General features: G+C 61.5%; 23 protein-coding genes and 2 tRNA genes. 9 read left to right on the top strand and 16 right to left on the bottom strand.

All coding sequences use genetic code 11. From position 1 onward, the window contains the following. Positions 1 to 46 precede the first annotated feature (46 nt). The 3 genes from SJI03_RS23825 (at position 47) to SJI03_RS23815 (ending at position 1,561) form a co-directional block, all read left to right on the top strand. Positions 47 to 613 carry a methylated-DNA--[protein]-cysteine S-methyltransferase gene (locus tag SJI03_RS23825; RefSeq protein WP_322428854.1) on the top strand — a complete coding sequence of 189 codons (567 nt, stop codon included), beginning with the start codon at positions 47 to 49 and terminating at the stop codon, positions 611 to 613. A 59-nt stretch (positions 614 to 672) separates the two neighbouring features. Further along, on the top strand, positions 673 to 1,047 hold the full coding sequence (locus tag SJI03_RS23820; protein ID WP_322428853.1) for a DUF1294 domain-containing protein: 375 nt from the start codon (positions 673 to 675) through the stop codon (positions 1,045 to 1,047). A gap of 124 nt (positions 1,048 to 1,171) precedes the next feature. Beyond that, positions 1,172 to 1,561, top strand: a complete 390-nt coding sequence (locus SJI03_RS23815; RefSeq protein ID WP_158301303.1) for a hypothetical protein — start codon at positions 1,172 to 1,174, stop codon at positions 1,559 to 1,561. Positions 1,562 to 1,625: 64 nt separating this feature from the next. On the opposite strand, the gene SJI03_RS23810 is transcribed toward SJI03_RS23815, so the two are convergent. Beyond that, positions 1,626 to 2,360, bottom strand: a complete 735-nt coding sequence (locus SJI03_RS23810; RefSeq protein ID WP_322428852.1) for a hypothetical protein — start codon at positions 2,358 to 2,360, stop codon at positions 1,626 to 1,628. Positions 2,361 to 2,524: 164 nt separating this feature from the next. On the opposite strand from SJI03_RS23810, the gene SJI03_RS23805 reads away from it, so the two are divergent. Both SJI03_RS23805 and SJI03_RS23800 read left to right on the top strand, forming a co-directional pair. Further along, a complete protein-coding gene (locus SJI03_RS23805; protein ID WP_099379565.1) occupies positions 2,525 to 2,704 on the top strand; it encodes a hypothetical protein in 180 nt (59 codons plus the stop codon). 125 nt (positions 2,705 to 2,829) lie between these two features. After that, entirely contained in the window at positions 2,830 to 3,042 is a 213-nt protein-coding gene (locus tag SJI03_RS23800) for a hypothetical protein (protein WP_035817803.1), read from the top strand. 63 nt (positions 3,043 to 3,105) lie between these two features. On the opposite strand, the gene cydX is transcribed toward SJI03_RS23800, so the two are convergent. The 5 genes from cydX to cydD all read right to left on the bottom strand — a co-directional run bounded on the left by cydX (position 3,106) and on the right by cydD (position 9,491). Next, on the bottom strand, positions 3,106 to 3,231 hold the full coding sequence (cydX, locus tag SJI03_RS23795) for a cytochrome bd-I oxidase subunit CydX (RefSeq protein WP_099379566.1): 126 nt from the start codon (positions 3,229 to 3,231) through the stop codon (positions 3,106 to 3,108). Positions 3,232 to 3,252: 21 nt separating this feature from the next. Next, positions 3,253 to 4,407: a cytochrome d ubiquinol oxidase subunit II gene (gene cydB, locus SJI03_RS23790; RefSeq protein ID WP_322428851.1), complete on the bottom strand. Its 1,155-nt coding sequence runs from the start codon at positions 4,405 to 4,407 to the stop codon at positions 3,253 to 3,255. A gap of 13 nt (positions 4,408 to 4,420) precedes the next feature. Then, positions 4,421 to 5,998: a cytochrome ubiquinol oxidase subunit I gene (locus SJI03_RS23785; protein WP_322428850.1), complete on the bottom strand. Its 1,578-nt coding sequence runs from the start codon at positions 5,996 to 5,998 to the stop codon at positions 4,421 to 4,423. Positions 5,999 to 6,111: 113 nt separating this feature from the next. Then, a complete protein-coding gene (locus SJI03_RS23780) occupies positions 6,112 to 7,794 on the bottom strand; it encodes an amino acid ABC transporter ATP-binding/permease protein (RefSeq protein ID WP_322428849.1) in 1,683 nt (560 codons plus the stop codon). Further along, a complete protein-coding gene (cydD, locus tag SJI03_RS23775; protein ID WP_322428848.1) occupies positions 7,791 to 9,491 on the bottom strand; it encodes a thiol reductant ABC exporter subunit CydD in 1,701 nt (566 codons plus the stop codon). Before cydD ends, SJI03_RS23780 begins: the two co-directional genes overlap by 4 nt. Positions 9,492 to 9,629: 138 nt before the next feature. Between cydD and SJI03_RS23770 the strand changes: the two genes are divergently transcribed. The 3 genes from SJI03_RS23770 (at position 9,630) to SJI03_RS23760 (ending at position 11,353) form a co-directional block, all read left to right on the top strand. After that, complete coding sequence (locus SJI03_RS23770; RefSeq protein ID WP_199534463.1) at positions 9,630 to 10,175, top strand: GbsR/MarR family transcriptional regulator; 546 nt, start codon at positions 9,630 to 9,632, stop codon at positions 10,173 to 10,175. 286 nt (positions 10,176 to 10,461) lie between these two features. Further along, the gene (locus SJI03_RS23765) at positions 10,462 to 11,028 is read left to right on the top strand and encodes a PEP-CTERM sorting domain-containing protein (protein WP_322428847.1); all 567 of its coding nucleotides are present in this window, start codon (positions 10,462 to 10,464) and stop codon (positions 11,026 to 11,028) included. A gap of 145 nt (positions 11,029 to 11,173) precedes the next feature. Beyond that, on the top strand, positions 11,174 to 11,353 hold the full coding sequence (locus SJI03_RS23760; protein WP_322428846.1) for a hypothetical protein: 180 nt from the start codon (positions 11,174 to 11,176) through the stop codon (positions 11,351 to 11,353). Between the two features lie 69 nt (positions 11,354 to 11,422). On the opposite strand, the gene SJI03_RS23755 is transcribed toward SJI03_RS23760, so the two are convergent. The 6 genes from SJI03_RS23755 to SJI03_RS23730 all read right to left on the bottom strand — a co-directional run bounded on the left by SJI03_RS23755 (position 11,423) and on the right by SJI03_RS23730 (position 16,834). Continuing rightward, positions 11,423 to 11,497, bottom strand: a tRNA-Arg gene (locus SJI03_RS23755). A gap of 94 nt (positions 11,498 to 11,591) precedes the next feature. Then, positions 11,592 to 11,668, bottom strand: a tRNA-Pro gene (locus tag SJI03_RS23750). An 81-nt stretch (positions 11,669 to 11,749) separates the two neighbouring features. Beyond that, positions 11,750 to 13,087 (bottom strand): phosphoglucosamine mutase, encoded by a 1,338-nt coding sequence (gene glmM / locus SJI03_RS23745; protein WP_099379573.1) that lies wholly within the window; start codon positions 13,085 to 13,087, stop codon positions 11,750 to 11,752. Positions 13,088 to 13,127: 40 nt separating this feature from the next. Further along, complete coding sequence (gene folP / locus SJI03_RS23740; RefSeq protein ID WP_322428845.1) at positions 13,128 to 13,961, bottom strand: dihydropteroate synthase; 834 nt, start codon at positions 13,959 to 13,961, stop codon at positions 13,128 to 13,130. 103 nt (positions 13,962 to 14,064) lie between these two features. Then, on the bottom strand, positions 14,065 to 15,948 hold the full coding sequence (ftsH, locus tag SJI03_RS23735) for an ATP-dependent zinc metalloprotease FtsH (RefSeq protein WP_099379575.1): 1,884 nt from the start codon (positions 15,946 to 15,948) through the stop codon (positions 14,065 to 14,067). A 202-nt stretch (positions 15,949 to 16,150) separates the two neighbouring features. After that, positions 16,151 to 16,834 (bottom strand): RlmE family RNA methyltransferase, encoded by a 684-nt coding sequence (locus SJI03_RS23730; protein ID WP_034757436.1) that lies wholly within the window; start codon positions 16,832 to 16,834, stop codon positions 16,151 to 16,153. Positions 16,835 to 16,876: 42 nt separating this feature from the next. Between SJI03_RS23730 and SJI03_RS23725 the strand changes: the two genes are divergently transcribed. Continuing rightward, complete coding sequence (locus tag SJI03_RS23725; protein WP_010397237.1) at positions 16,877 to 17,347, top strand: YhbY family RNA-binding protein; 471 nt, start codon at positions 16,877 to 16,879, stop codon at positions 17,345 to 17,347. Positions 17,348 to 17,453: 106 nt separating this feature from the next. On the opposite strand, the gene SJI03_RS23720 is transcribed toward SJI03_RS23725, so the two are convergent. The 4 genes from SJI03_RS23720 to carA form a co-directional block, all read right to left on the bottom strand. Further along, positions 17,454 to 17,897: a DUF4149 domain-containing protein gene (locus SJI03_RS23720; protein ID WP_322428844.1), complete on the bottom strand. Its 444-nt coding sequence runs from the start codon at positions 17,895 to 17,897 to the stop codon at positions 17,454 to 17,456. Further along, complete coding sequence (gene greA / locus SJI03_RS23715) at positions 17,897 to 18,373, bottom strand: transcription elongation factor GreA (protein WP_010397233.1); 477 nt, start codon at positions 18,371 to 18,373, stop codon at positions 17,897 to 17,899. Before greA ends, SJI03_RS23720 begins: the two co-directional genes overlap by 1 nt. A gap of 163 nt (positions 18,374 to 18,536) precedes the next feature. Continuing rightward, positions 18,537 to 21,767, bottom strand: coding sequence for a carbamoyl-phosphate synthase large subunit (carB, locus tag SJI03_RS23710; protein ID WP_034786033.1), 3,231 nt, complete (start codon positions 21,765 to 21,767; stop codon positions 18,537 to 18,539). Then, the gene (gene carA, locus SJI03_RS23705; protein ID WP_176388329.1) at positions 21,760 to 22,938 is read right to left on the bottom strand and encodes a glutamine-hydrolyzing carbamoyl-phosphate synthase small subunit; all 1,179 of its coding nucleotides are present in this window, start codon (positions 22,936 to 22,938) and stop codon (positions 21,760 to 21,762) included. The genes carB and carA overlap by 8 nt, the downstream gene beginning before the upstream one ends. Positions 22,939 to 23,441: the final 503 nt, after the last annotated feature.

Genomic DNA, 23,441 nt, shown 5'->3' with positions numbered 1-23,441 from the left:
CTGCCGCCATCCTGCTACACTGGCGCTCTCCGATCAAGGAACAGACATGGAATACGACTGCATCGTGGTGCCCTCGCCCGTGGGCGAGCTGACCCTGGTGGCGCGCGGCGCGGCGCTGGCCGCCATCCTGTGGGAAAACGACAAGCCCAACCGCGTGCGCCTGGGCGCAATGCGCGTCGGTGACAGTTGCGCCGTGCTGCAGGAAACGGCGCGCCAGCTAGGGGAATATTTTGCCGGCACGCGCCAGCGTTTTGAGGTGCCGCTCGATTTTGCCGGCACCCCGTTCCAGCAGGAAGTGTGGCGCGCGCTGCTGACGATACCGTATGGCCAGACGCGCAGCTATGGCGAGATCGCGCGGCAGATTGGCCGCCCCGCCGCCGTGCGCGCCGTGGGCGCCGCCAACGGCAAGAATCCCATTTCCATCATCGCCCCCTGCCACAGGGTCATCGGCGCCACGGGCGAGTTGACGGGCTTCGCGGGCGGCCTGCATGCCAAGGAAACCTTGTTGGCGCTGGAAGGCATCGCGCTGTCCAGCGACCGCGAAGCGCTGAAAACGGGCCACGCCCGCCGCCGCGCCGTGCCCATCGATACGGCGCAAGGCTGCTTGTTTTAGGCGGCGGCAGCGCTCCCCTTGTGGGATACTCACGCCTTCCGCTCAAGCAAACACCTACTATGCCCTATCTTGTCATCCTGTTCTTTGTCGTTCTGTATTTGCTGGCCACCTTCTTTTTCCACATCCCCGCCCTGGTCGCCCTCGTGTATGGCGTGCTCAGCCTGAGCTGTTTCGTTGCCTATGCGATCGACAAATCGGCCGCAAAAGAGGGCCGCTGGCGCACCTCGGAACGCACCCTGCTGCTATTGGGGCTGCTGTGCGGCTGGCCTGGCGCCGTGCTGGCCCAGCAATGGCTGCGCCACAAGTCCAGCAAACGCTCGTTCCGCATCGTGTTCTGGATCACGGTCGCCATCAATATCGGCGCCTTCGTGTATTTCAGCATGCATTACGCTGCGCCCGATATCGGCACCGAAGTGGCGCCCATCGAACTGTAAAACCGCCTCCCGCCAAGATGTAACAATTATTGCAGCGCGTTGTTCTTGAAATGATCGCCTGTCAGAATATCAATATTCACGATATTCAAGCCAATTCATCTACACGGGAAAGCCCTTTTCGACCATGCGTACCTTGCAAATCCACCATTCCTTCTTGTTCCGCCTTGCCGCAGCGATTTGTTTCGCCATCACCTTGGCGGGCTGCACCAGCTATCGCTTTATTCCCCCGGACTCCGATGCGGGGCGTCAATGCGTGACGAGCTGCGGGACCAATCAACAAATATGCATTGCCGGCAAGGAGCAGCTTGCTGCGGCCCAGGCACAAGCTTGTGAGATGCGCAACGTCAGTACGGTTTCCATCTGCCTGGCAGTGGCGAAAACCGATGCGGACCGGGAACTGTGCTCGAAGAAACGCCAATATTGTTCCTCCAGCCCTTCTGGAACGTGGCAATGCGAGTCAGACTACAGAGCCTGCTATACGCAATGCGGCGGCCGAATCGAAGAAAGCGAATAATCGATCGCAAGGCTGATGCCGGCGAACAAGATGCCGGCGCGGCAGGCTTGATTGATTGATCTTGCTACTCGCCCAGCAGGCGCAGCGATTCCAGCCAGTCCGCCTTCCATTCGCGCAACAACGGTTGCGTGGCGAACGCCTTCTTCAGGTGCGCCATGGGCACACGGTGCACGTCGTGCAAGCCGAACGCCAACGTCACCGGATGCCACAGGTGGCTGTTCTTGCCGCCGCGCGAATTCTTGCGCACGCGGGCGCCATCGTCGCCAAAGATGCCCACGCCACTGGCCAGTCCCTGCTCCAGGTCGACCTTGCCCACGCCGGCAAAGGCCAGCAAAATCTGCTCGCGCCCCAGACCCTTCAGGGCGCTGGGCAAGACCACGGGCGCCTTGTCCGCCTGTGCTTCATCGGGCTGCGGATGCTGCAACTGCTTGAGCAAACGCAACAGATCGCGCTCCTGGAAGTGCAAGCCGTCCAGGGGCACGCGCAGTCCCGGCGCCTTCAGCTCGATGGCGATGTTGCCCGAATCGCGCGTAAAACGCAGCCACACATCGTCCGCACCCGAAGCGTCCGCGCCCGAGACCAGGTGCTGCTTGTCCTCGATAAACACGATGGGCGCCGCATAGCGCGTCACGCCGTCATGGAACAGCTCGGCCCATGCTTCGCTGTAATCAAGCCAGACATACGGCAAGCCGCCCTGCTCCAGCAAACGCGCCAGGGTCCACGGCGTGCCCGTCTCTTGCGCCAGCCAGGCACAGGCTTCGATTGCGGTGGTGCGGTATGGCAGAGATAGGGAGGTCATGGCGGTTCCATCGATAAAAGTGGAGCGCAGTGTAGCAGACGCCATCGTCATCCCCTTCGGCGGGCGCAGCGGGCGCGCTTTTTTTGCGCGATGTGCTAGGCTGGTAGCATCAGCACGCGCCATGGCCCCCCGGCCGACTGGCGCACCACCACAAGGGGATCACCATGCATTCGAGCACCAACGCCGCCACCGCACCCGCCCCGCCGCCGGAGCGCGATTCGCCCACGCCGGCCAATGAAGGCCATGCCGAGGAAGCACTCGATGAAGCGCTGAAGGAAAGCTTTCCGGCCAGCGACCCGATCGCCATTGCCACCCCAAAACCAGCCGGCAAGACACCTTCCTGATACACGCCCCAACAGCCACCCTTGCGGTGGCTTCTTTTTTTGCTGAAACTGAATCCGGACGCCCCGCCCCCGCGTACATGGCTATGCCATGACCGAACGACGTTACCACGCGGAAAGGAATCGCCATGCAGCATTACAGCAAAAAGACGGATCCCATGGATCAGCGCCTGTATCTGGCCCAGCGCATCGACAGGGCCGATGCGCGTTTGCAGCGCCTGCACGATGCGGCCGAGCGCGAACGCTGCGCGCAATGGATCACGGCCTGGGCCGTGGCGGCGGGCGCCGACGCGCCGCGCGGCATGAAGCTGCGCATCCGCGGCGAATTCATCTTGCTTTGATAAAAAGCAAAAGCCCCGCCCGATGCATATGCACGGGGCGGGGCCAGTCAAGCCGACGCCGTCCTAGTTGGACGTGTCGCGGTACTGCTCGGGCGTCGTGTCGCCGTCGGCGACCTCATACCACATCGCATTGAGCACGGCGAAGGTCGCCGCCAGCGGAAGACCCAGTATCCAGGCGAAATACCACATAGTTATTCCTTTCGTAAATTCTTAGTAGGCGTGACCGCTGTCGTCCTTGATTGCTTTTGCATCGACCTTGCCCCACAGCACTTTATAGACCCACGTCGTGTACGCCACGATGAGGGGAATGAAGACGGCCGTGACGACCAGCATGATGAACAGGGTCATGTGGCTGGACGAGGAATCCCACACCGTCAGGCTGGCGCGCGGGTCGATCGACGAAGGCAGGATGAACGGAAACATGGCCGCGCCCACGCCGAGGATGATGCCGGCGATGCCGGCCGCGCTGGCCAGCAAGGCGGGCACTTCGCGGCGCGCGCGCTGGAAGGCAAAGGCCAGCAGCGGGCAAAGCAGGCCCAGCGCTGGAACGATCCAGGTCCACGGATGGGCGGCAAAGTTGAGGAACCAGGCGCCCACGTGCACTTCCGCCGTTTTCAGCATCGGGTTCGACGGACCGTCGACCACCACCGTGCTGCTGATGCGGTAGCCATCGACCCACAGCCACAGGGCCACGCCGGCCAGCGCATACAGCACGACCGTGGCGATTGCCGCCACGCTGCCGTAGCGGCGCGCCCGTTCGGCCACGGCACCGTCCGTCTTCAGCTGCAGCCAGGTGGCGCCGTGCATCACCAGCATGGCGACCGAGACGAGGCCGCACAGCAGGGCGAACGGGTTGAGCAGCGCAAAGAAGGTGCCGTCATAAAAGATGTGCATATCTGGCGAGAAACGGAACGGCACGCCCTGCAGCACGTTGCCGATCGCCACGCCGCAGATCAGGGCCGGCACGAAGCCGCCCACGAACAGGGCCGCGTCCCAGCGGGCGCGCCAGCGCGGGTCTTCGCGCTTGCTGCGGAACTTGAACGCCACGGGACGCACGATCAGCGCCACGAGGATAACGAACATGGCCAGATAAAAGCCCGAGAACGAGACGGCGTACAGTTGCGGCCAGGCGGCGAAGATGGCGCCACCGCCAAGGATCAGCCACACCTGGTTGCCTTCCCACACGGGACCGATACTGTTGATGACGACCCGGCGTTCCAGGTCCGTCTTGCCGACGAAGGGCAGCAAAATGCCCGTGCCCAGGTCGAAGCCGTCCGTGATGGCAAAGCCCACCAGCAGGATGCCGATCAGCAGCCACCAGATCAGGCGCAGTGTTTCGTAAGAAATCATTTCATGCAAAATCATGGTCCGGCCCTCCTTAGGCGCGTTGAGTATGAATGGCTGCGGCCGCTGGCACGGGGGCCGGCGCCTTCTCTTCCGGCCCCTTGCGGATGGCCTTGAGCATAAGCTTCATTTCAATAATCAACAGCACGGTGTAGATGGCGGCAAAGCCGGCAATCGTGATCAAGAGGGTCGAAGCGCCCAGGTTCGAGACGGCCACGGCCGTCGGCAGCACGCCTTCGATGACCCACGGCTGGCGACCCACTTCGGCCACGATCCAGCCCGCCTCAATCGCCACCCATGGCAGCGGAATGGCGAACACGGCCAGCTTCAGCAGCCAGCGGTGCTTGTCCAGGGTGCGGCGCGTCGACAGCAGGAAGAAAGTGCCGGTGAGCAAGATAAAGAACATGCCCAGGCCCACCATCACGCGGAAGGACCAGAACAGGGGCGCCACGGGCGGCACGGTATCGAGCGCGGCCATGCGGATCTGCTCGGGCGTGGCCTGGCGCGGGTCATCGACGTAGCGTTTCAGCAGCAAGGCATAGCCCATGGACTGGCCTTTCGACTCGAACATGTCTTTCGCGTCCTGCGGCACGGGCGCGCCGGGCGCCACGCTGCGGATGGTTTGCAGCGCGTCATATGCCTTGATGCCATCCTTGATCAGCAGTTCGCCGCGGTCGACCAGCTGCTCGATGCCGGGGATTTCCGTCGTCAGCGAACGCGTGCCGATCAAGCCCATCACCATCGGGATGTGCACGGCGTAATGCGTCTCGCGCGCTTTCGCGTCAGGGAAGCCGAAGGCCGTGAAGGCGGCCGGGGCCGGCTCCGTGGTCCACATGGCTTCGATGGCGGCCAGCTTCATCTTTTGGTGTTCCGACGACAGGTAACCGCTTTCATCGCCAAGCACCACCACCGACAGCGAGGCGGCCAGGCCGAACGAGGCAGCCACCGTCATCGAACGCTTGGCCAGTTGCACGTGGCGGCCTTTCAGCAGATACCAGGCGGAAATACCCAGCACGAAGATGGCAGCGGCCGTATAGCCGGCCGACACCGTGTGCACGAATTTCGCCTGAGCAACGGGATTCGTCAGCACGGCGCCGAAATCCGTCACTTCCATGCGCATGGTTTGCGGATTGAAGGCCGCGCCGACGGGATTTTGCATCCAGCCGTTGGCGATCAAAATCCACAGGGCCGAGAAGTTCGAACCGATGGCCACCAGCCAGGTCGTGACCAGGTGGCCCCGCTTCGACAGCTTGTCCCAGCCGAAGAAGAACAGGCCGACGAAGGTCGCTTCCAGGAAGAAGGCCATCAAGCCCTCGATGGCCAGCGGCGCGCCGAAAATGTCGCCCACATAATGGCTGTAATAGCTCCAGTTCATGCCGAACTGGAATTCCATGACGATGCCCGTCGCCACGCCCATGGCGAAGTTGATGCCGAACAAGACACCCCAGAACTTGGTCATGTCGCGCCAGATGGGGCGGTTCGTCATCACGTAAACCGTCTCCATGATGGCGAGGATCACTGACAGGCCGATCGTCAGCGGAACGAATATAAAGTGGTACAGAGCTGTCAGCGCGAACTGCAGTCTGGATAAAGCGACAATATCGAAGTCCATATGATTTCCTTGGTGTTTCCCTACTGTAATTGTAAACTTGGTATCTATCTGATGCGATTCGATTGGTTCCGCCGCCCACAAGCTGGCCTGCGGTACCGCCTGTGTCTCCGTTCTTAGTCTCCCCGCAAGCCCGCCAAGGCTGTCTCGAAGGCTGGCGTGCCACGGCGCGCGTCGCCCACGATGCGGCCATCACGCAGGCTGACCAGCCGGTCCGCCAGCGCCGCTTCGCGCCGCAAGTGGGTTGCGATCAGCAAGCTGCGCCCTTCGCTGCGCGCCCGCAGGCGCTGCAAGACATCGTTCGCCGTCTGCGCATTCAGCGCTTCCGTCGCTTCATCCAGCAGCCACAAGGTCGATTCGTGCAGGAACAGCCGCGCCAGCGCCAGGCGCCGCGCCTGGCCGCCCGACAAGCCCAGGCCGCCCTCGCCCAGCATGGTGCCCAAGCCGTCCGCGAAGGCCCGCACCTCCTCGTCCAGGCCGGCCGATTGCAGCGCCGCCCACAGCTGCGCATCGCTGGCGGATGGGTCGGCCAGGCGCAGGTTGTCGCGCAAGCTGTCCTGGAACAATTCCGTCTTCTGCGTGAACAGGCAGGCGCGTCCGGCGTGGACACTGCCCGACAGGGGCGCCAGCTCGCGCGCGGCCAGGGCCAGCAAGGTGGACTTGCCCGCGCCGCTGGGGCCGATCAAGGCCACGCGCTCGCCATCGGCGATGTGCAGCGATACGTCGTGCAAGATGGCAACGTGGCTGCCAGCATGCGCGGCGCTGACGTGTTCCAGGCGCAAGCCCGGCGCGGCGTCGACGGGCGGCGCAACTACATCTTCTCCATCGAGGCGCGGCGCCAGACGGCGCATGGCCAGCAGCATGCGGCCCACTTCCAGCGCGCCACGGCGCAGTCCCGCGAACGGTTCCACGGCCGTCAGGGCAATCAACAGGGCCAGGGCAGCCAGCGGCACGCTCATCGTTTGCTGCTGCACCAGCACGGCCACGGCCAGCAGCACACCTGCCAGAGTCGCGCTGCCCGCCACGCCATACGCGGCGCCGGCGGCAGTCTCCAGGCGCAGCAGGGCGAAATCGGCTTGCGCCAGCGAACGGTCGATCTGCGCCAACGCCGCGCACTGGGCGTCGATGCGGCCCGCCATCACCAGGTCCGTCTGACCCGCCACCAGGTCGATGGTGCCGGAACGCAATTTTTCGATGGCGCGCGAACGCACGATGGCGGGGCGGCGCGCGCGTTGCGCCACGACCCAGCTGATGCCGCCGCCGGCGGCCAGCAGCCACGCGGCCAGGCCCAGCCCCAGTTGCCACTGCATCACGCCCAGCGCCACGCCGGCCAGCAAGGCTACGCACAAGGCCGTGAAGGCAGGCACGAGCAGGCGCAAATACAGTGATTCGAGCGCGTCGATATCGGCCGTCAGGCGGAACAGCAGCTTGGCGGGTTGGCGCAGCAGCCGGCTGGCCGCTTCCGGGCGCGACCAGCCACGGAACAGCCGCACGCGGATGCTGGCCAGCGCAGCGAACGTGGCGTCGTGCGTGACGAGGCGTTCCGCATAGCGCGAACCCGTGCGGCCGATGGCCAGCAGGCGGATGCCGGCCGACGGACCGAAGACGTCGAACAGGATCGCCGTCGAAGCGTGCAGGCCGGCAATCGAGGTGGCCGTGATGAACCAGCCGGACAAGCCCAATAAGGCCATGCCGGACACCGCCGTCAGGGCCGCCAGCAAGGCGCCGCCGATCAGCTTGCCGGGCTGGGCCAGCAGCAATTGCCGCAGGACGGGGTTCGATATGAGGGAAGTTTTCATGCCTGCTGTTCCTGTTCCTGCTCCTGTACCTGCGCCCGGACATCGACCTGCACCGTGCGCTGCAGGCGGCCGGCCAGCACGGGATCGTGCGTAGCGACGATCATCGTCTTGCCTTTCGCCAGTGCCAGCAAGGCGTCCGTGACGCGCGCCGCCGTTTCGCTGTCCAGGTGGGCCGTCGGTTCATCGACCAGCAGCAAATCGGCATGCGGATGCAGGGCCACGCGGGCCAGGGCCAGACGCACGGCTTCGCCGCCGGACAAGCCCTGGCCGCCATCGCTGAGCATGACGGCCGGCTGCGCCTGCGCCACGGCAGCCAGGTCGGCCAGGTGCAGCGCCTGCGTCACCTGCGTAGCGCTGGCGCCCGCGCGGCCCAGGGTCACATTCTGGCTGACGGACGCGGCAAACACGTGGGGGCGCTGGCCCATCCAGGCCATGCGCTGGCGCAAAGTATTGACGGTGCTGTCGGTCAGGCGCACGCCGCCGATGCGGATCTCGCCGCCGCTGGCGGGCAGCAAGCCGGCCAGCAGCGACAGCAAAGTGGTCTTGCCGGCGCCGCTGGCGCCCAGCAGGGCCACGTGTTCGCCGGCGCGCACGCTCAAGTCAAAGTGGTCGAATACGGGCGCCTCGCCGGGGTGGGCGAAGCGCAGTTGATGGAGTTCCACGGCAGGCGGCGGCGCCACCGCCATGGCGGCGGCGGAAACGGCAGCCACTTCCACAGCGGCGCCAGGCAGGGCTACGCCCTCCCCCGCCAGGTCGTGCAGGCCGGCCAGGCCCGCTTCGCCGGCCGCCTTGTCGTGCCAGACGGCGGCCAGTTCGCGCAGCGGTTCGAAGAAAGCGGGCGCCAGCAGCAGGATGAACAAGCCCTGCCCCAGCGTCAGTTCCCGGCCCCAGGTGCCAAAATTGATGCTCCCCAGCAAGGAAAAACCGATAAACGCGGCCACCATGGCCACGCCCAGCGCGGAAAACAGTTCCAGCACGGCGGACGACAAAAAGGCGATGCGCAGCACCACCATCGTGCGCCGGCGCACGGATTGCGACGAGGCGTCCAGCCGTGCGGCCGTAGCGTCGACGGCGTCGAGCGCGCGCAGGGTGGCCAGGCCTCGCAGGCGGTCCAATAGAAACGCGTTCATGCTGCCCATTTCCACCATCTGCGCGCGGCTGGCCGCCTGTGCGCCCATGCCGACCAGGGCCATGAAGACGGGAATCAGGGGCGCGGCGATGAGCAGGATCAAGGCGGCGATCCACGACAGCGGCGTCACCACGGCGAGGATCACGAGCGGCACGAGCATGACTTTCCAGCGCGCCGGCTTGTAGCGCACCAGATACGGCACGATGGCTTCGGCCTGTTCGGCGATGACGGAGGCCGCCTGGCCCGACTGGGCGCGCTGGCGGTCCAGCGGCGAACGCTGCGCCAGCGCTTGCGCCACTTGCGCGCGCAAGGTGGACAGGTGCGCGCGCGCCGCCGCATACATGCGCCGCGCGCCCCACGCTTCGCAACCGGCGCGCAGCACGCCCAGCAGCAACACGCCAGCGGCCGGCAGCAGGGCCGCGCGCCACGCTGCACCGTCCAGCATGGCTTGCACGGCCCAGGCCAGCAAGGCCGCTTGCGGCAGCCACAGCAAGGCGGCGCCGCCCTGCGCCAGGCTGGCGGCACGGGGAAGGATAAAGCGGGGCAAGGACAGTGGCGTGGTCGGCATCTCTATACTTTTTGAGTTTTCAGAATTTTCTGTAAATTCGATATTTTGTATAATACTGCGAAACATGACATATATCAATTGACCCTGCGGGTGTGGCGTGAAAAAATTCAGATAATTATGAAAACTCAACATATCCAAATGACGCCGCTGATCCTGACCTTCGTCAGCCATTTCGGCGAGATGGGCAGCCGCTGGGGCTTTAACCGCACAGTGGGGCAAGTGTACGCCTTGTTGTTTGTCGCGGAGCATCCTTTACACGCGGATGAAATCGCGGAACACCTGAGTTTTTCGCGCTCGAACGTGAGCATCGGCCTGAAGGAATTGCAGGGTTGGGGCTTGATCCGCCAGTCGCGCATCCCCGGCGACCGGCGCGAGTATTTTTCCTCGCTGGGCGATGTGTGGCAAATCTTCCGCGTGGTGGCCGCCGAACGCCGCCGCCGCGAAGTGGCGCCCACCCTGACGGTGCTGCGCGAATCGCTGCTGGCGCCGGCCACGGAACCCGTCGACCAGTATGCGCAGGAGCGCATGCGGGAAATGTATGAATTGGTCGACCTGGCCAACACCTGGTTCGACGACTTGCAGCGCCTGTCGCCCGAATCGATGGCGCAGCTGATGAAAATGGGCGCCAAGGTGCAAAAATTGCTCAACGCCAAGGATCGCCTGTTTGGCGTCAGCAACGACTGAAGCCCCCCCTCCTGCGTCTTCCTCCTCCCTCCAGCACAAAGCGGCGTGTCTTGTCACGCCGCTCCTGATCGCCGCGCGACCGCTCGCTGGCACAGCCATACATAGCCGTATGCGACATTGCCAACTAAGCCAATAGAATTATTTAAATTACATTAGCTTGCATCGAGACTAAGCTTGCATATGCGTACTCACGCAAAGGCGAACGGGCGACAAGTTGACCTCCCTGACAGGACGGCGCGCACCCTGAAGCAGTGAAATGCCTGCAATAAAACCAAAGGGGATTTTCATGAAAAGCATAACAAGCATTGCCATACGGACATCCATACTGGCCGCCCTTACGGCCTTGATGGGCATGGCACAGGCAGCTACATGGATCGACGTGGGACCGGCCAGCGGTTTCAGCATCGAAGGCAGCACAGTCACTTACTCGCCGTCGCCAGCCACCATGGTGAAATACTATGACGACAATCTCGTGCCGCAGAGTCCAGCCAACATCCAGAGCCAAATCAACAGCGTTTTCGGCACCAGCCTGGGTGCGGCCGTCTCATTTTGCGACAATGCCACTTCGGGCTGTACCGCCGGCACCACGGCAGGCGCCAGCGGCGGGGGGAATTCCTTCACGAGCGCGGCGGCCTATGACTATCTGGCCATCCATTTCGGCCAGGGCGAACTGGTCTTCCACTGGGCCGCTCCCGTCGCAGCCGGCACGACCTTCACGGTAGAGGGCTTGCCCAAGGACCTGAGCAATTACCGCGCCTATGTTTCCGCCATACCTGAACCGGAAACCTATGCCATGCTGCTCGCCGGCCTGGGCCTGCTCGGCATCCTGGCGCGCCGCCGCCAGGCAAAATAAGAGCATCGGGCAAGGCCCGCAACACGGCGCCGGCGCATCCATGTTTACAGCGCGCTTGCGCCGCGCCGCCCACTCTTTACACCGCCTTTATGCCGCTCCCGCTATGCTGGCCGACATCATCAGCCATCGTTGCGAGGGAGTTCACATGCATGAATCACCATTCCAGCCGCGCGCGCGCGACCTGGTCCGCCGGCATTTGCCTGCGCGCGAACGGCTGCGCCTGGCACGCCTGGCGAGCAAGAAAATGCTGTCGGTGTTGTCTACGCTGCTGTGCGCCGTGCCGCTGCTGTATTTGCTGAGCGTGGTGCTGTTTGCGCAGCCTTAGGGCCGCGTGCTGACAGACAGGAAGAGAGAAGATGCGGCCGCATGGCGCAAGCCGTGGCCAGTATGAAACTGGTCCGCCCAGAGGGAATCGAACCCCCATTCACGGTTTAGAAGACCGTTGTCCTATCCGTTGAACGATGGGCGGAGAGGTGCAGTATTTTAGTCCATGCGCGCCAGCAATGAAATGCTGGCGCGGAATAGAAAACGGGCTGTCATTTCTGACAGCCCGCTTATGACTTTGGTCGGAGTACAAGGATTCGAACCTTGGACCCCCTGGTCCCAAACCAGGTGCGCTACCGGGCTGCGCCACACTCCGAAGACAAGATAATAACGCCCCCACCCAATTTCGTCAATTGCCATAGACGAATTAGATGGAAATAACTATCGGCGCCTGCCTTTACACAGCCACTTTATCGGCGATGCGGCGCGCCATGCTCTCGGCCTTGTCCTTGTCCTTCGCTTCCACCATCACGCGGATCAGCGGTTCCGTGCCCGAAGCACGGATCAGCACGCGGCCCGTGTCACCCAGCTCGGCCTCGACCAGTTCTTTCTCGGCCACCATGGCGGCATTTTTCTGCCAGTCGAAACCGGGCGCCACGCGCAGGTTGATCAGGGTTTGCGGGAACAGCACCAGCTCGGCCAGGCATTGCTGCAGGCTCTGCCCGCTGCGCTTGAGCGCGGACAATACTTGCAGCGCGGAGACGATGCCGTCACCCGTCGTGTGCTTGTCCAGGCACAGCAAATGGCCGGAGCCTTCGCCGCCCAGTATCCAGCCCTTTTCCTTCATGACTTCCAGCACGTAGCGGTCGCCCACCTTGGCGCGCGCAAAGCCGATGCCCTGCTGCTTGAACAGCACTTCCAGCGCCATGTTGGTCATCAAGGTGCCGACGGCACCGGCCACGGGGCCTGTCGCCAGGCGGTCCTTGACCATGACGTACAACAACTCGTCGCCGTTATACAGGCGGCCCGTGGCGTCGCACATGATCAGGCGGTCGGCGTCGCCATCGAGGGCGATGCCCAGGTCCGCGCCGTGCTCGACGACGGCTTCGGCCATGGCCTTGGTTGCCGTGGCGCCGAAGCCCGCATTGATGTTGAAACCGTCGGGCTTGTTGCCGATGGCGATGACTTCCGCGCCCAGCTCATGGAACACGTGCGGCGCGATATGGTAGGCGGCGCCGTGTGCGCAATCGACGACGATCTTCAGGCCGCGCAGATCCAGCTCGTTCGGGAAGGTGCCCTTGCAAAATTCGATGTAGCGGCCCTGGGCATCGTCCAGGCGCTTGGCGCGGCCCAGCTTTTCAGATGGCACGCAGGCCATCGGTTCGTCGAGCGCCGCTTCGATTTCCAGTTCCACGCTGTCGGGCAGCTTGGTGCCCTGGCCGGAAAAGAACTTGATGCCATTGTCATGGTAGGGATTGTGCGAGGCGGAAATGACGACACCGGCCGACAGGCGCAGCGCCCGCGTCAGGTAAGCAATTGCCGGGGTCGGCATGGGGCCGGCCAGCATCACGTCCACGCCAGCGGCCGACAGGCCCGCTTCCAGCGCCGCTTCCAGCATGTAGCCGGAAATGCGCGTGTCCTTGCCGATCAGCACCGTCGGGCGCGTCTTGCCGCCTTGCGACTTGGCCAGCACCTTGCCGGCCGCATAGCCGAGGCGCATGACGAAATCGGGGGTGATCGGAGCCGTGCCCACCAGGCCGCGGATGCCGTCGGTGCCAAAATATTTACGCGTCATAGTATTTCTCTTTTTGTTGTTTATGATAAATCTTACAGGCTCAGTGTGCCATGCGCCAGACCTTCAGTGCATCGACGGTTTCAGCTACATCATGCACACGGATAATTTCCGCACCTTGCGCTACCGCAGCAAGCGCACCGGCAACACTGCCGGCCAGGCGCTGCTCGACGGGACGTCCCGTGACGGCGCCGATCATCGACTTACGCGACAAGCCGGCCAGTACGGGCAGCTCCAGCTCGCTGTGCAACTGGCGCGTGGCGCGCAGCAAAGCATAGTTCTGTTCCACCGTCTTGCCAAAACCAAAGCCGGGATCGACGCACAGGCGTTCGCGGGCGATGCCGGCCGCCGTCATCGTGTCGATGCGTTCACGCAGGAAGTCGATGACTTCGCGCACCACGTCCTCGTACTGCGGCTGGGCTTGCATGGTTTCTGGCACGTTCTGCATGTGCATGATACACAGCGCGCAATCGCTGTCCCGCACGGCGTCGATGGCGCCTGGCGCGCGGAAACCGTTGATATCGTTGATCATGTCGGCGCCCGCCAGGATGGCTTCGCGCATCACTTCGGGTTTATAGGTGTCGACGGACAGCGGCTTGCCGCAATCGCGCAAGGCGTACAGCACCGGCATGACGCGCTGCAACTCGTCCTGCAGCGGTAGCGGCGGCGCGCCGGGACGGCTCGATTCGCCGCCGATGTCGATGATGTCGACGCCATCCACAATCATCTGCTCGGCCCGCGAAAGGGCAAATTCCAGGTGTTGATACTGGCCCGCATCGGAAAACGAGTCGGGCGTGATGTTCAGGATGCCCATCACCAGCGCCTGCGTGCCGGACAGGTTGAAGCCGAAACGGCCGAATTGCAAATAGTGTCGCATGTGAATCTTTGTAGTCGTCAGGGAAATCTGGCGCGCCAACGAAAAAGGGCAAGGATTGCTCCTTACCCTTTTGATTACGCGCCGCCGGTCAGGGCGGCCGTTATCAGGCTGGCGCCGTCACGTTAGGCGAAATGCCGCCCGTGCCGCTATCACCGCCCGCATTGCGGCGTGGCGGAATGACTTTCGGTGGACGCGGCTCCAGGCCGGCCATGATGTCATTGATTTGCTCTGCATCAATGGTTTCCCATTCCAGCAAGGCTTTGGTCATCATTTCAACCTTGTCGCGGTTGCCTTCCAACAAAGTGCGCGCCAAAGCATATTGCTTGTCGAGAATGTTGCGGATTTCAGCATCGACCTTTTGCTGGGTCGCTTCCGAGATCGTCTTGGTGGCGCCACCGAAGAAACCTTCGTTTTCACTGTCTTCGTAGACCATCACGCCCATGCTGTCGGACATGCCGAAACGGGTCACCATGGAACGGGCCAGCTTGGTGGCACGCGAGAAGTCGTTCGACGCGCCGGTGGACATTTGTCCCACGAAAATCTCTTCGGCGATACGGCCACCGAACAGGATGGAAATTTCTTCCAGCATCTTGTCCTTGTAGGCGGACAAGTTGTCGTGTTCCGGCAGCTGCCACGTCAGGCCCAGGGCCCAGCCACGCGGCATGATCGTCACTTTATGCACGGGATCGGCCTTCGGCAGCAACTTGGCGACGACGGCGTGACCGGACTCATGGTAAGCCGTATTGCGGCGCTCTTCCTCGCGGATGATCATCGATTTACGCTCAGGACCCATGTAGATCTTGTCTTTCGCATCTTCGAAGTCGGCCATTTCCACCAGGCGCTTGCTGCGGCGTGCGGCAAACAGGGCTGCCTCGTTGACCAGGTTGGCCAGGTCCGCGCCCGAGAAACCAGGGGTGCCGCGGGCCAGGATATCGGCTTTCACGTCGGTACCGATAGGCACTTTACGCATATGCACGTTCAAGATCTGCTCGCGGCCGCGGATATCGGGCAAGCCGACGGACACTTGACGGTCGAAACGGCCCGGACGCAGCAAGGCTTTATCGAGCACGTCGGCGCGGTTGGTGGCGGCCACGACGATCACGCCGGAGTTCGCTTCAAAACCGTCCATCTCGACCAGCAACTGGTTCAAGGTCTGTTCGCGCTCGTCATTGCCGCCGCCCATGCCGGCGCCGCGGTGACGGCCGACAGCGTCGATCTCATCGATGAAGATGATGCATGGCGAATGCTTTTTCGCGTTTTCAAACATGTCGCGCACGCGGCTGGCACCCACGCCGACGAACATTTCCACGAAGTCGGAACCGGAAATCGAGAAGAACGGCACCTTGGCTTCACCGGCAATGGCGCGCGCCAGCAGGGTTTTACCCGTGCCCGGAGGACCGACCATCAGCACGCCGCGGGGAATGCGGCCGCCCAGTTTCTGGAACTTGCTCGGATCCTTGAGGAAGTCGACTACTTCGTTGACTTCTTCTTTCGCTTCGTCGCAACCGGCGACATCGGCGAAGGTGACGGTGTTGCTGGCTTCATCCATCATGCGTGCCTTCGACTTGCCGAACGAGAATGCCCCGCCCTTGCCGCCGCCTTGCATCTGACGCATGAAGAAGACCCAGACGCCGATCAACAGCAGCATGGGGAACCAGGAAACAAAAATAGTTTGCAGGAAAGACGCTTCCTCAGGCGGACGCACATCGAAATGCACGCCATTGTCGCGCAAGTCGCCGATCAGGCCCTTGTCGAGGCTGGTGGCGGTGGTACGCACCTTGGTGTCGTCCATCAGCTTGGCGGTGATCGACGAACCTTCGATCACGACATCCTTGACGCGCTTGGCTTTGACTTCATCCAGCAAATCGGAATAAGCGATGGCCTTGCTGCCGCCTGTGGCGCCATGACTGTCGAATTGCTTGAACAGCATGAACAACAGCAGCAATACGACTACCCAGATGGCAGATTTGGAAAACATGTTATTCACGAAGACTCCTTGGATGCAGTGCGCATCTCTTTACCTATAGCTAGAAACACGATTTTACTCGCAATAAGCGGGCCGTGCCAAAGCCCGCCGATCCGTGCGCGCGAAAAAATCGCGTTCACGTAAAAAAATGCAGTATAAACAATTTAGGCTTTTATGCCATCAGACGCTACTGCACTTCTCGTTCCCATGTGCGGATTCCCGCTTAAATATCAAGGGCGGAATCATCTTCTTCCACGGCATTTTTCAGCGGATTCTTGATTCCACGACCCATCAGGAAGATTTCCGACGATTTATCGCGGCTGGCCTTGGGCTTTTTCTGCACCACGACCTTGAATTCGGCGCGGAATTTCTCCACGATCTGGCTGAAACCCATGTCTTTAAAGCATTTCACCAGCAGCACGCCAGACGGCTTCAGGTGCAATTGCGAAAATTCGATGGCCAGGTCGATCAAATGTTCCATGCGCGCGGCATCCGCCGTGGCGATGCCCGACAGGTTGGGCGCCATGTCCGACAGGACCAGGTCAACCTTGCGGCCCTGCAACACCACTTCCAGCTGGCGCAGCACGCGCGCTTCGCGGAAGTCGCCCTGGATGAAGTGGAAATCGGCGATGGGCTCCATTTCCAGCATGTCCAGGCCAATCAGGGTACCATTGACCCCGCCGCCGTCCTTGCCGGCCAGCTTGCGCCGCGTGTACTGGGCCCAGCTGCCGGGAGTGCAACCAAGGTCGACAATCACCTGGCCAGGTTTGATCAGTTTTTCGTCTTCATCGATTTCTTTGAGCTTGTATGCTGCCCGGGCGCGGTAGCCCTCTTTTTGCGCCAACTTCACATAAGGATCATTTATGTGGTCGTGCAACCAGTTTTTGTTTAATTTCTTCTTTGCCATTCGCGTAGAATACTGCTTTTAAGGGAATTACTAAATATTATTATGCTAAAACTTACACCCGTAGAGCGCAGCGCACTGCGCGCCGAAGCACACGCGCTGAAGCCTATCGTCATTATTGGCGAAGCGGGCTTGACACCTGCTGTCCTCAAAGAGATCGACCTTGGCCTGGATTCGCACGGTCTGATTAAAGTCCGCGTGTTCGGCGACGACCGCGAAGCCCGCGTCGGAATGTACGATACGATTTGCGGCAATCTCGGCGCCGCCCCGGTACAACATATTGGCAAACTGCTGGTAATCTACCGTCCGAAAAAAGAAGTGGTTAAGGAGAAGGTCAGCGCCGGCAAAGGCATGCGCGAAGTGACCATCGTCAAGGCCAGCGCCAGCGGCACCAAGCGCCCGAGCGTGACGAAAGTCATGATCAAGGGCAATGAGCGCGTTACCGAAGGCGGTTCCATCAAGCGTGCCAAGCCACGTCAGAAAAGCGCCAAGAAAAGCGCACTGGGCAGCAAGTAAGCCTGTTCACCCGGCAACCGCAAGGCGGCCGGGCTTGAAACAAGAAGCGGAGCACGGGATATCCCCTGCTCCGCTTTTTTCATGCGATTACTTTACTGACATCAAACTACTGTTGTTTCCAGATCAATACGCCCGCCAGCAGGCTCTGCACGGCAAAGATCAGGGTCGACACGCCATGCAGCATGCCAAAGCGGCTGCGCATGGCATCATCCATGATGCCCGAAGGCGCCTGCGCCTTGAGCTCGGCCATCAGCGGCGAAATGCCGAAATGGCTGAGCAGCGCACACACCAGCATCGACAGCACCAGCGCGCCCAGCAGGCGGCGGCGCTTGAGTTCCAGCGCGCCGGGCGCCCATTGCAGCAAGGCCAGCAGAATCAGCGCACAGGCGATCGACAGCCAGGCCTCGGCGCGGAACATGCTGCCGGCGATATTGCCCGCCAGCACGCGGTCGCTCAGGGTGCCGAACAGGGTGGGCGCCACGATGAAGCCGATGGTCCACAGGCTGCCGGCCCACAGGGTGGCAACGAGAAGGCGCACGCGGACGAGCATCAGATGTACAGCACTTCCAGGATTTCGTATTCGCGCGGGCCGGACGGCGCCTGCACTTCCACCACGTCGCCGGCGTACTTGCCGATCAGCGCGCGGGCGATCGGGGACGTCACGGAAACCTTGTTCTTTTTCAAGTCGGCTTCATCGAGGCCGACGATCTGGTACGTGACTTTCTGGCCCGATTCCAGGTCTTCCAGGTTCACGGTCGAGGCAAACACCACGCGGCCTTCCGCGTCGAGCGCGGTCGGGTCGATGATTTGCGCTGCACCCAGCTTGCCTTCGAGCTCGGCAATGCGGCCTTCGACGAAGGCCTGGCGTTCCTTGGCGGCATCGTACTCGGCGTTTTCCGACAAATCTCCGTGCGAACGCGCTTCGGCGATCGCATCAATGACGATGCGGCGTTCCTTGGTCTTCAAATGATGCAGCTCTTCCTTCAGGAGTTCTGCGCCGTATTTGGTCAATGGGACTGAGGTCATGTTATCTCTACTATCTGCTAGTTATCGGCGCCGTTGTCCGCGTTTTGCCACGGTTAACGGACTTACCAAGTGAAAACCACAGAGGCCGCGCGCTGCTCTGCACGGAACTCTGTGGTTGATAAGCATGCAGTGTACCGCCTAACGGCGGCCACTGCAAACGCACTTAGTTCAAGGTCTTGTGCAGACCTTGCAAATCGTACACACGCAGCTCATCCAGGTGGCGGATGCCTTCGACGGCCGCTTCCGCGCCGGCGATGGTGGTGTAGGTCGTCACGCGCGACGCCAGGGCCGAAGTGCGGATGGCCCGCGAATCGACGATGGCACTGCGCTTTTCTTCCACGGTGTTGATCACCAGCACGATTTCATGGTTCTTGATCATGTCGACCACGTGCGGACGGCCTTCGATCACCTTGTTCACTGGCGTGACGGCGATGCCGGCAGCAGCGATCACGGCGGCGGTACCCTTGGTGGCGACCACGGTGAAACCGGACTCGACCAGGTCACGCGCTACTTGCACGGCGCGCGGCTTGTCCGACGCTTTCACGCTGATGAAGACCTTGCCCGATTTTGGCAGGTTCACGCCGGCGCCCAGTTGCGATTTCACAAACGCTTCGCCGAAGGTCAGGCCCACGCCCATGACTTCGCCCGTCGATTTCATTTCAGGGCCGAGGATGGTGTCCACGCCAGGGAACTTGACGAACGGGAACACGGCTTCCTTGACGCTGAAGTAAGGCGGCACGACTTCCTGCGTGATGCCTTGCGACGCCAGCGACTGGCCAACCATGCAGCGTGCGGCAATCTTCGCCAGTTGCAGACCGGTGGCTTTCGAGACGAATGGCACGGTGCGCGACGCGCGTGGATTGACTTCCAGCACGAAGACGACATCTTTCATTTCACCGTCGATCTCTTGCTTCTGAATCGCGAACTGCACGTTCATCAGGCCGACCACGTTCAAGCCCTTGGCCATCAGCGCCGTCTGGCGTTTCAGTTCTTCAATGGTTTCCGGCGCCAGCGAGTATGGTGGCAAGGAGCAAGCCGAGTCGCCCGAGTGGACGCCAGCCTGTTCGATATGTTCCATCACACCGCCGATGAACGTCGTTTCGCCGTCGGAGATGCAATCGACGTCGCACTCGATGGCGTCGTTCAGGAAGCGGTCCAGCAGCACCGGCGAATCGTGCGAGACCTTGACGGCTTCGCGCATGTAGCGCTCGAGGTCGCGTTGCTCGTGGACGATTTCCATGGCGCGGCCGCCCAGCACGTACGAAGGACGCACGACCAGCGGGTAGCCGATTTCCTGCGCCAGCGCCAGGGCGTCGGCTTCCGTGCGCGCGGTGCGGTTAGGCGGCTGGCGCAGTTCCAGCTTGTGCAGCATTTGCTGGAAACGCTCGCGGTCTTCGGCCGCATCGATCATGTCGGGCGAAGTGCCGATGATGGGCACACCATTGGCTTCCAGGTCCAGCGCCAGTTTCAATGGCGTCTGGCCGCCGTACTGCACGATCACGCCTACCGGTTTTTCGATGGCGACGATTTCCAGCACGTCTTCCAGAGTCAAGGATTCGAAATACAGGCGGTCCGAGGTATCGTAGTCGGTTGAAACCGTTTCTGGGTTGCAATTGACCATGATGGTTTCGTAGCCGTCTTCGCGCATGGCGAGGGCAGCGTGGACGCAGCAATAGTCAAACTCGATACCCTGGCCGATACGGTTCGGGCCACCGCCCAGCACCATGATCTTTTTCTTGTCGGTCGGATTCGATTCGCACTCTTCGTCGTACGTGGAATACATGTACGCCGTGTCGGTCGAAAATTCCGCCGCGCAGGTATCGACGCGCTTGTAGACGGGACGGATGTTGAGCGCATGGCGCTGCTGGCGCACGGCCGTGTCGGTCGTCTGCAGCAAAAAGCCCAGGCGGCGGTCCGAGAAGCCCTTCTGTTTCAACTTGTACAGGGTGTTCTTGTCCAGGTTTTCCAGCTTCTGCGTGTCCAGCCACAGTTCCAGGTCGACGATTTCCTTGATCTGGATCAGGAACCACGGATCGATCTTGGTGAGTTGGTGCACTTCTTCCAGGGTAAAACCCTGGGCAAACGCGTCGCCCACGTACCAGATGCGCTCAGGACCAGGCTCGCCCAGTTCTTCTTCGATCTTTTCGCGGTCCTTGGTCTTTTCGTTCATGCCGTCCACGCCCACTTCCAGGCCGCGCAAGGCTTTCTGGAACGATTCCTGGAAGGTGCGGCCGATCGCCATCACTTCGCCGACGGATTTCATCTGCGTCGTCAGGTGGTGGTCGGCGGTCGGGAATTTCTCGAACGTGAAACGGGGAATCTTCGTGACGACGTAATCGATCGACGGCTCGAACGATGCCGGCGTGGCGCCGCCCGTGATTTCATTGCGCAGCTCGTCCAGCGTGAAACCGACGGCCAGTTTGGCGGCGATTTTTGCAATCGGGAAACCCGTCGCTTTCGATGCCAGGGCCGACGAGCGCGATACGCGCGGGTTCATCTCGATGACGATCATGCGGCCATCGACGGGGTTGATCGAGAATTGCACGTTCGAGCCGCCGGTGTCGACGCCGATCTCGCGCAGCACTGCCAGGGAGGCATTGCGCATGATCTGGTATTCCTTGTCCGTCAGCGTTTGCGCAGGCGCCACCGTGATGGAGTCGCCCGTGTGCACGCCCATCGGGTCCAGGTTTTCGATCGAGCAGATGATGATGCAGTTGTCCGCCTTGTCGCGCACCACTTCCATCTCGTACTCTTTCCAGCCCAGCAAGGATTCTTCGATCAGCAGCTCTTTCGTCGGCGATGCTTCCAGGCCGCGCTTGCAGATGGTTTCGAATTCTTCTTCGTTGTAGGCGATGCCGCCGCCGGAACCGCCCATGGTGAACGATGGACGGATGATGGTCGGGAAGCCCAGTGTGCGCTGCACGGCCCACGATTCTTCCATCGAGTGCGCCACGCCGGAACGGGCCGAACCGAGGCCGATCTTGGTCATCGCGTCCTTGAACTTGGAACGGTCTTCCGCCTTGTCGATGGCTTCCGGCGATGCGCCGATCAGCTCGACGTTGTATTTTGCCAGCACGCCATTGTTGAACAGGTCCAGCGCGCAGTTCAGCGCCGTCTGGCCACCCATCGTCGGCAGGATGGCGTCAGGACGCTCCTTGGCGATGATGCGTTCAACGACCGACCAGGTGATCGGTTCGATATAGGTCACGTCGGCCATTTCCGGATCCGTCATGATGGTCGCAGGATTGCTGTTGACCAGGATGACTTTGTAGCCCTCTTCGCGCAGGGCCTTGCACGCTTGCGCGCCGGAATAATCGAATTCGCAGGCCTGGCCGATCACGATCGGGCCAGCGCCAATAATCAGAATACTTTTAATATCTAAACGTTTAGGCATTTTTCTTTTTCTCCTCCGCAGCCATCAGGTTGATGAAGCGGTCAAACAGGTAAGCAACATCCATCGGGCCCGGCGACGCTTCAGGGTGGCCCTGGAAGCAGAAGGCCGGCTTGTCCGTGCGGGCAAAGCCCTGCAGGGAACCGTCGAACAGCGATTCATGGGTCACGCGGCAGTTCGCGGGCAAGGTTGCCGCGTCGACTGCGAAACCGTGGTTTTGCGAGGTAATCAAGACCTGTTTCGTTTCCAGGTCTTGCACCGGGTGGTTGGCGCCGTGGTGGCCGAACTTCATCTTCAGGGTCTTCGCGCCGGAAGCCAAAGCCATGATCTGGTGACCGAGGCAGATGCCGAAGGTCGGGATGCCCTTCTCGATCAATTCCTTGGTCGCCGCGATGGCGTAGTCGCACGGCTCCGGGTCGCCGGGGCCGTTCGACAGGAAGATGCCGTCCGGGTTCAACGCCAGGGCGTCGGCGGCGGAAGCTTGCGCCGGCAGCACGGTGACTTTGCAGCCGCGTGCCGTCAGCATGCGCAGGATATTGCGCTTGACGCCGTAGTCGAAGGCGACCACGTGGTACTTCGCATCCGCATCGGCCAGCTGGCCGTAGCCTTGGCCCAAGGTCCATTCCGTTTCGCGGTATTCGTAGGCGTCCTTGCTTGAGACTACTTTAGCCAGGTCCATGCCGGCCAGGCCGGGGAAGGAGCGGGCCAGTTCCAGCGCTTGCGCGGCGGATGGCTCGTTGCCTTGCGTGCCGACGAGGATGGCGCCGCCCTGCGCACCTTTTTCACGCAGGATGCGCGTGAGCTTGCGTGTATCGATGCCGGCGATGGCGACGATATTTTCAGCTTTGAGGTAGTCGGACAGGGAGAGGGTGGAACGGAAATTGGATGCCAGCAATGGCAGATCGCGGATGATGAGGCCAGCGGCGTGAACCTTGGAAGATTCGACGTCTTCCGGATTGACGCCCGTATTGCCGATATGCGGATAGGTCAGGGTGACCATCTGGCGGCAATAGCTTGGGTCGGTAAGGATTTCCTGATACCCGGTCATCGAGGTGTTGAAAACAACCTCGCCCGTGGTATGACCGGCGGCACCGATCGAAAAACCTTTAAAGATCGTTCCATCAGCAAGCGCTAATATGGCTGGAACGGCAGGGCCAGAAAAAAATGGCGGCAAGGGCAACTCCTGATAAAGTTACCGTAGCTGCGCCACGTCAGACCGACCGCCTAGTTACCCGAGCCAGATGCACTCAGGGTGTTTCAACGGTCATTTTGAATGAGGGGATGGGTAGTCGCTACGGTATATGTGTGATTGGCTAAACCTTTGAATTATAACCAAAAGGAAGCTTTTCCACAAGGAAGAAAATTCAGAAGGCCCGGCATTTTTTTTGCGCAGCAGCATAAATCCTGCGCCCCATGAAAAATCTATGGTCACCCTCCTTTTTGCAAGCTGACTTTGTATGATGTGAGTAGGCTTGCTTAAATCTATCCGGCGTCTGGTTGGAGATGGATCTCCGCGCCACGATGAGAGTCGCGCCTGTCGGTCCTTAAAAGCCGCTCGGCCTTTGACAGCCGATTTTTTAGCCAGGTTATCCGTCAGGCCGGTGTGCCGTTCACGTCATCCAATGTCAGCAGTCGCAAAACCAGGTAGGTGTGCTGTAAAGCAGTGAGTCTTGGGAG

This window comes from Janthinobacterium sp. GMG1 (genome assembly GCF_034427795.1).
Classification (GTDB): domain Bacteria; phylum Pseudomonadota; class Gammaproteobacteria; order Burkholderiales; family Burkholderiaceae_D; genus Janthinobacterium.
The sequence above is the reverse complement of the archived record's forward strand: the minus strand, read 5'-3'. Positions and strand labels throughout refer to the sequence as shown.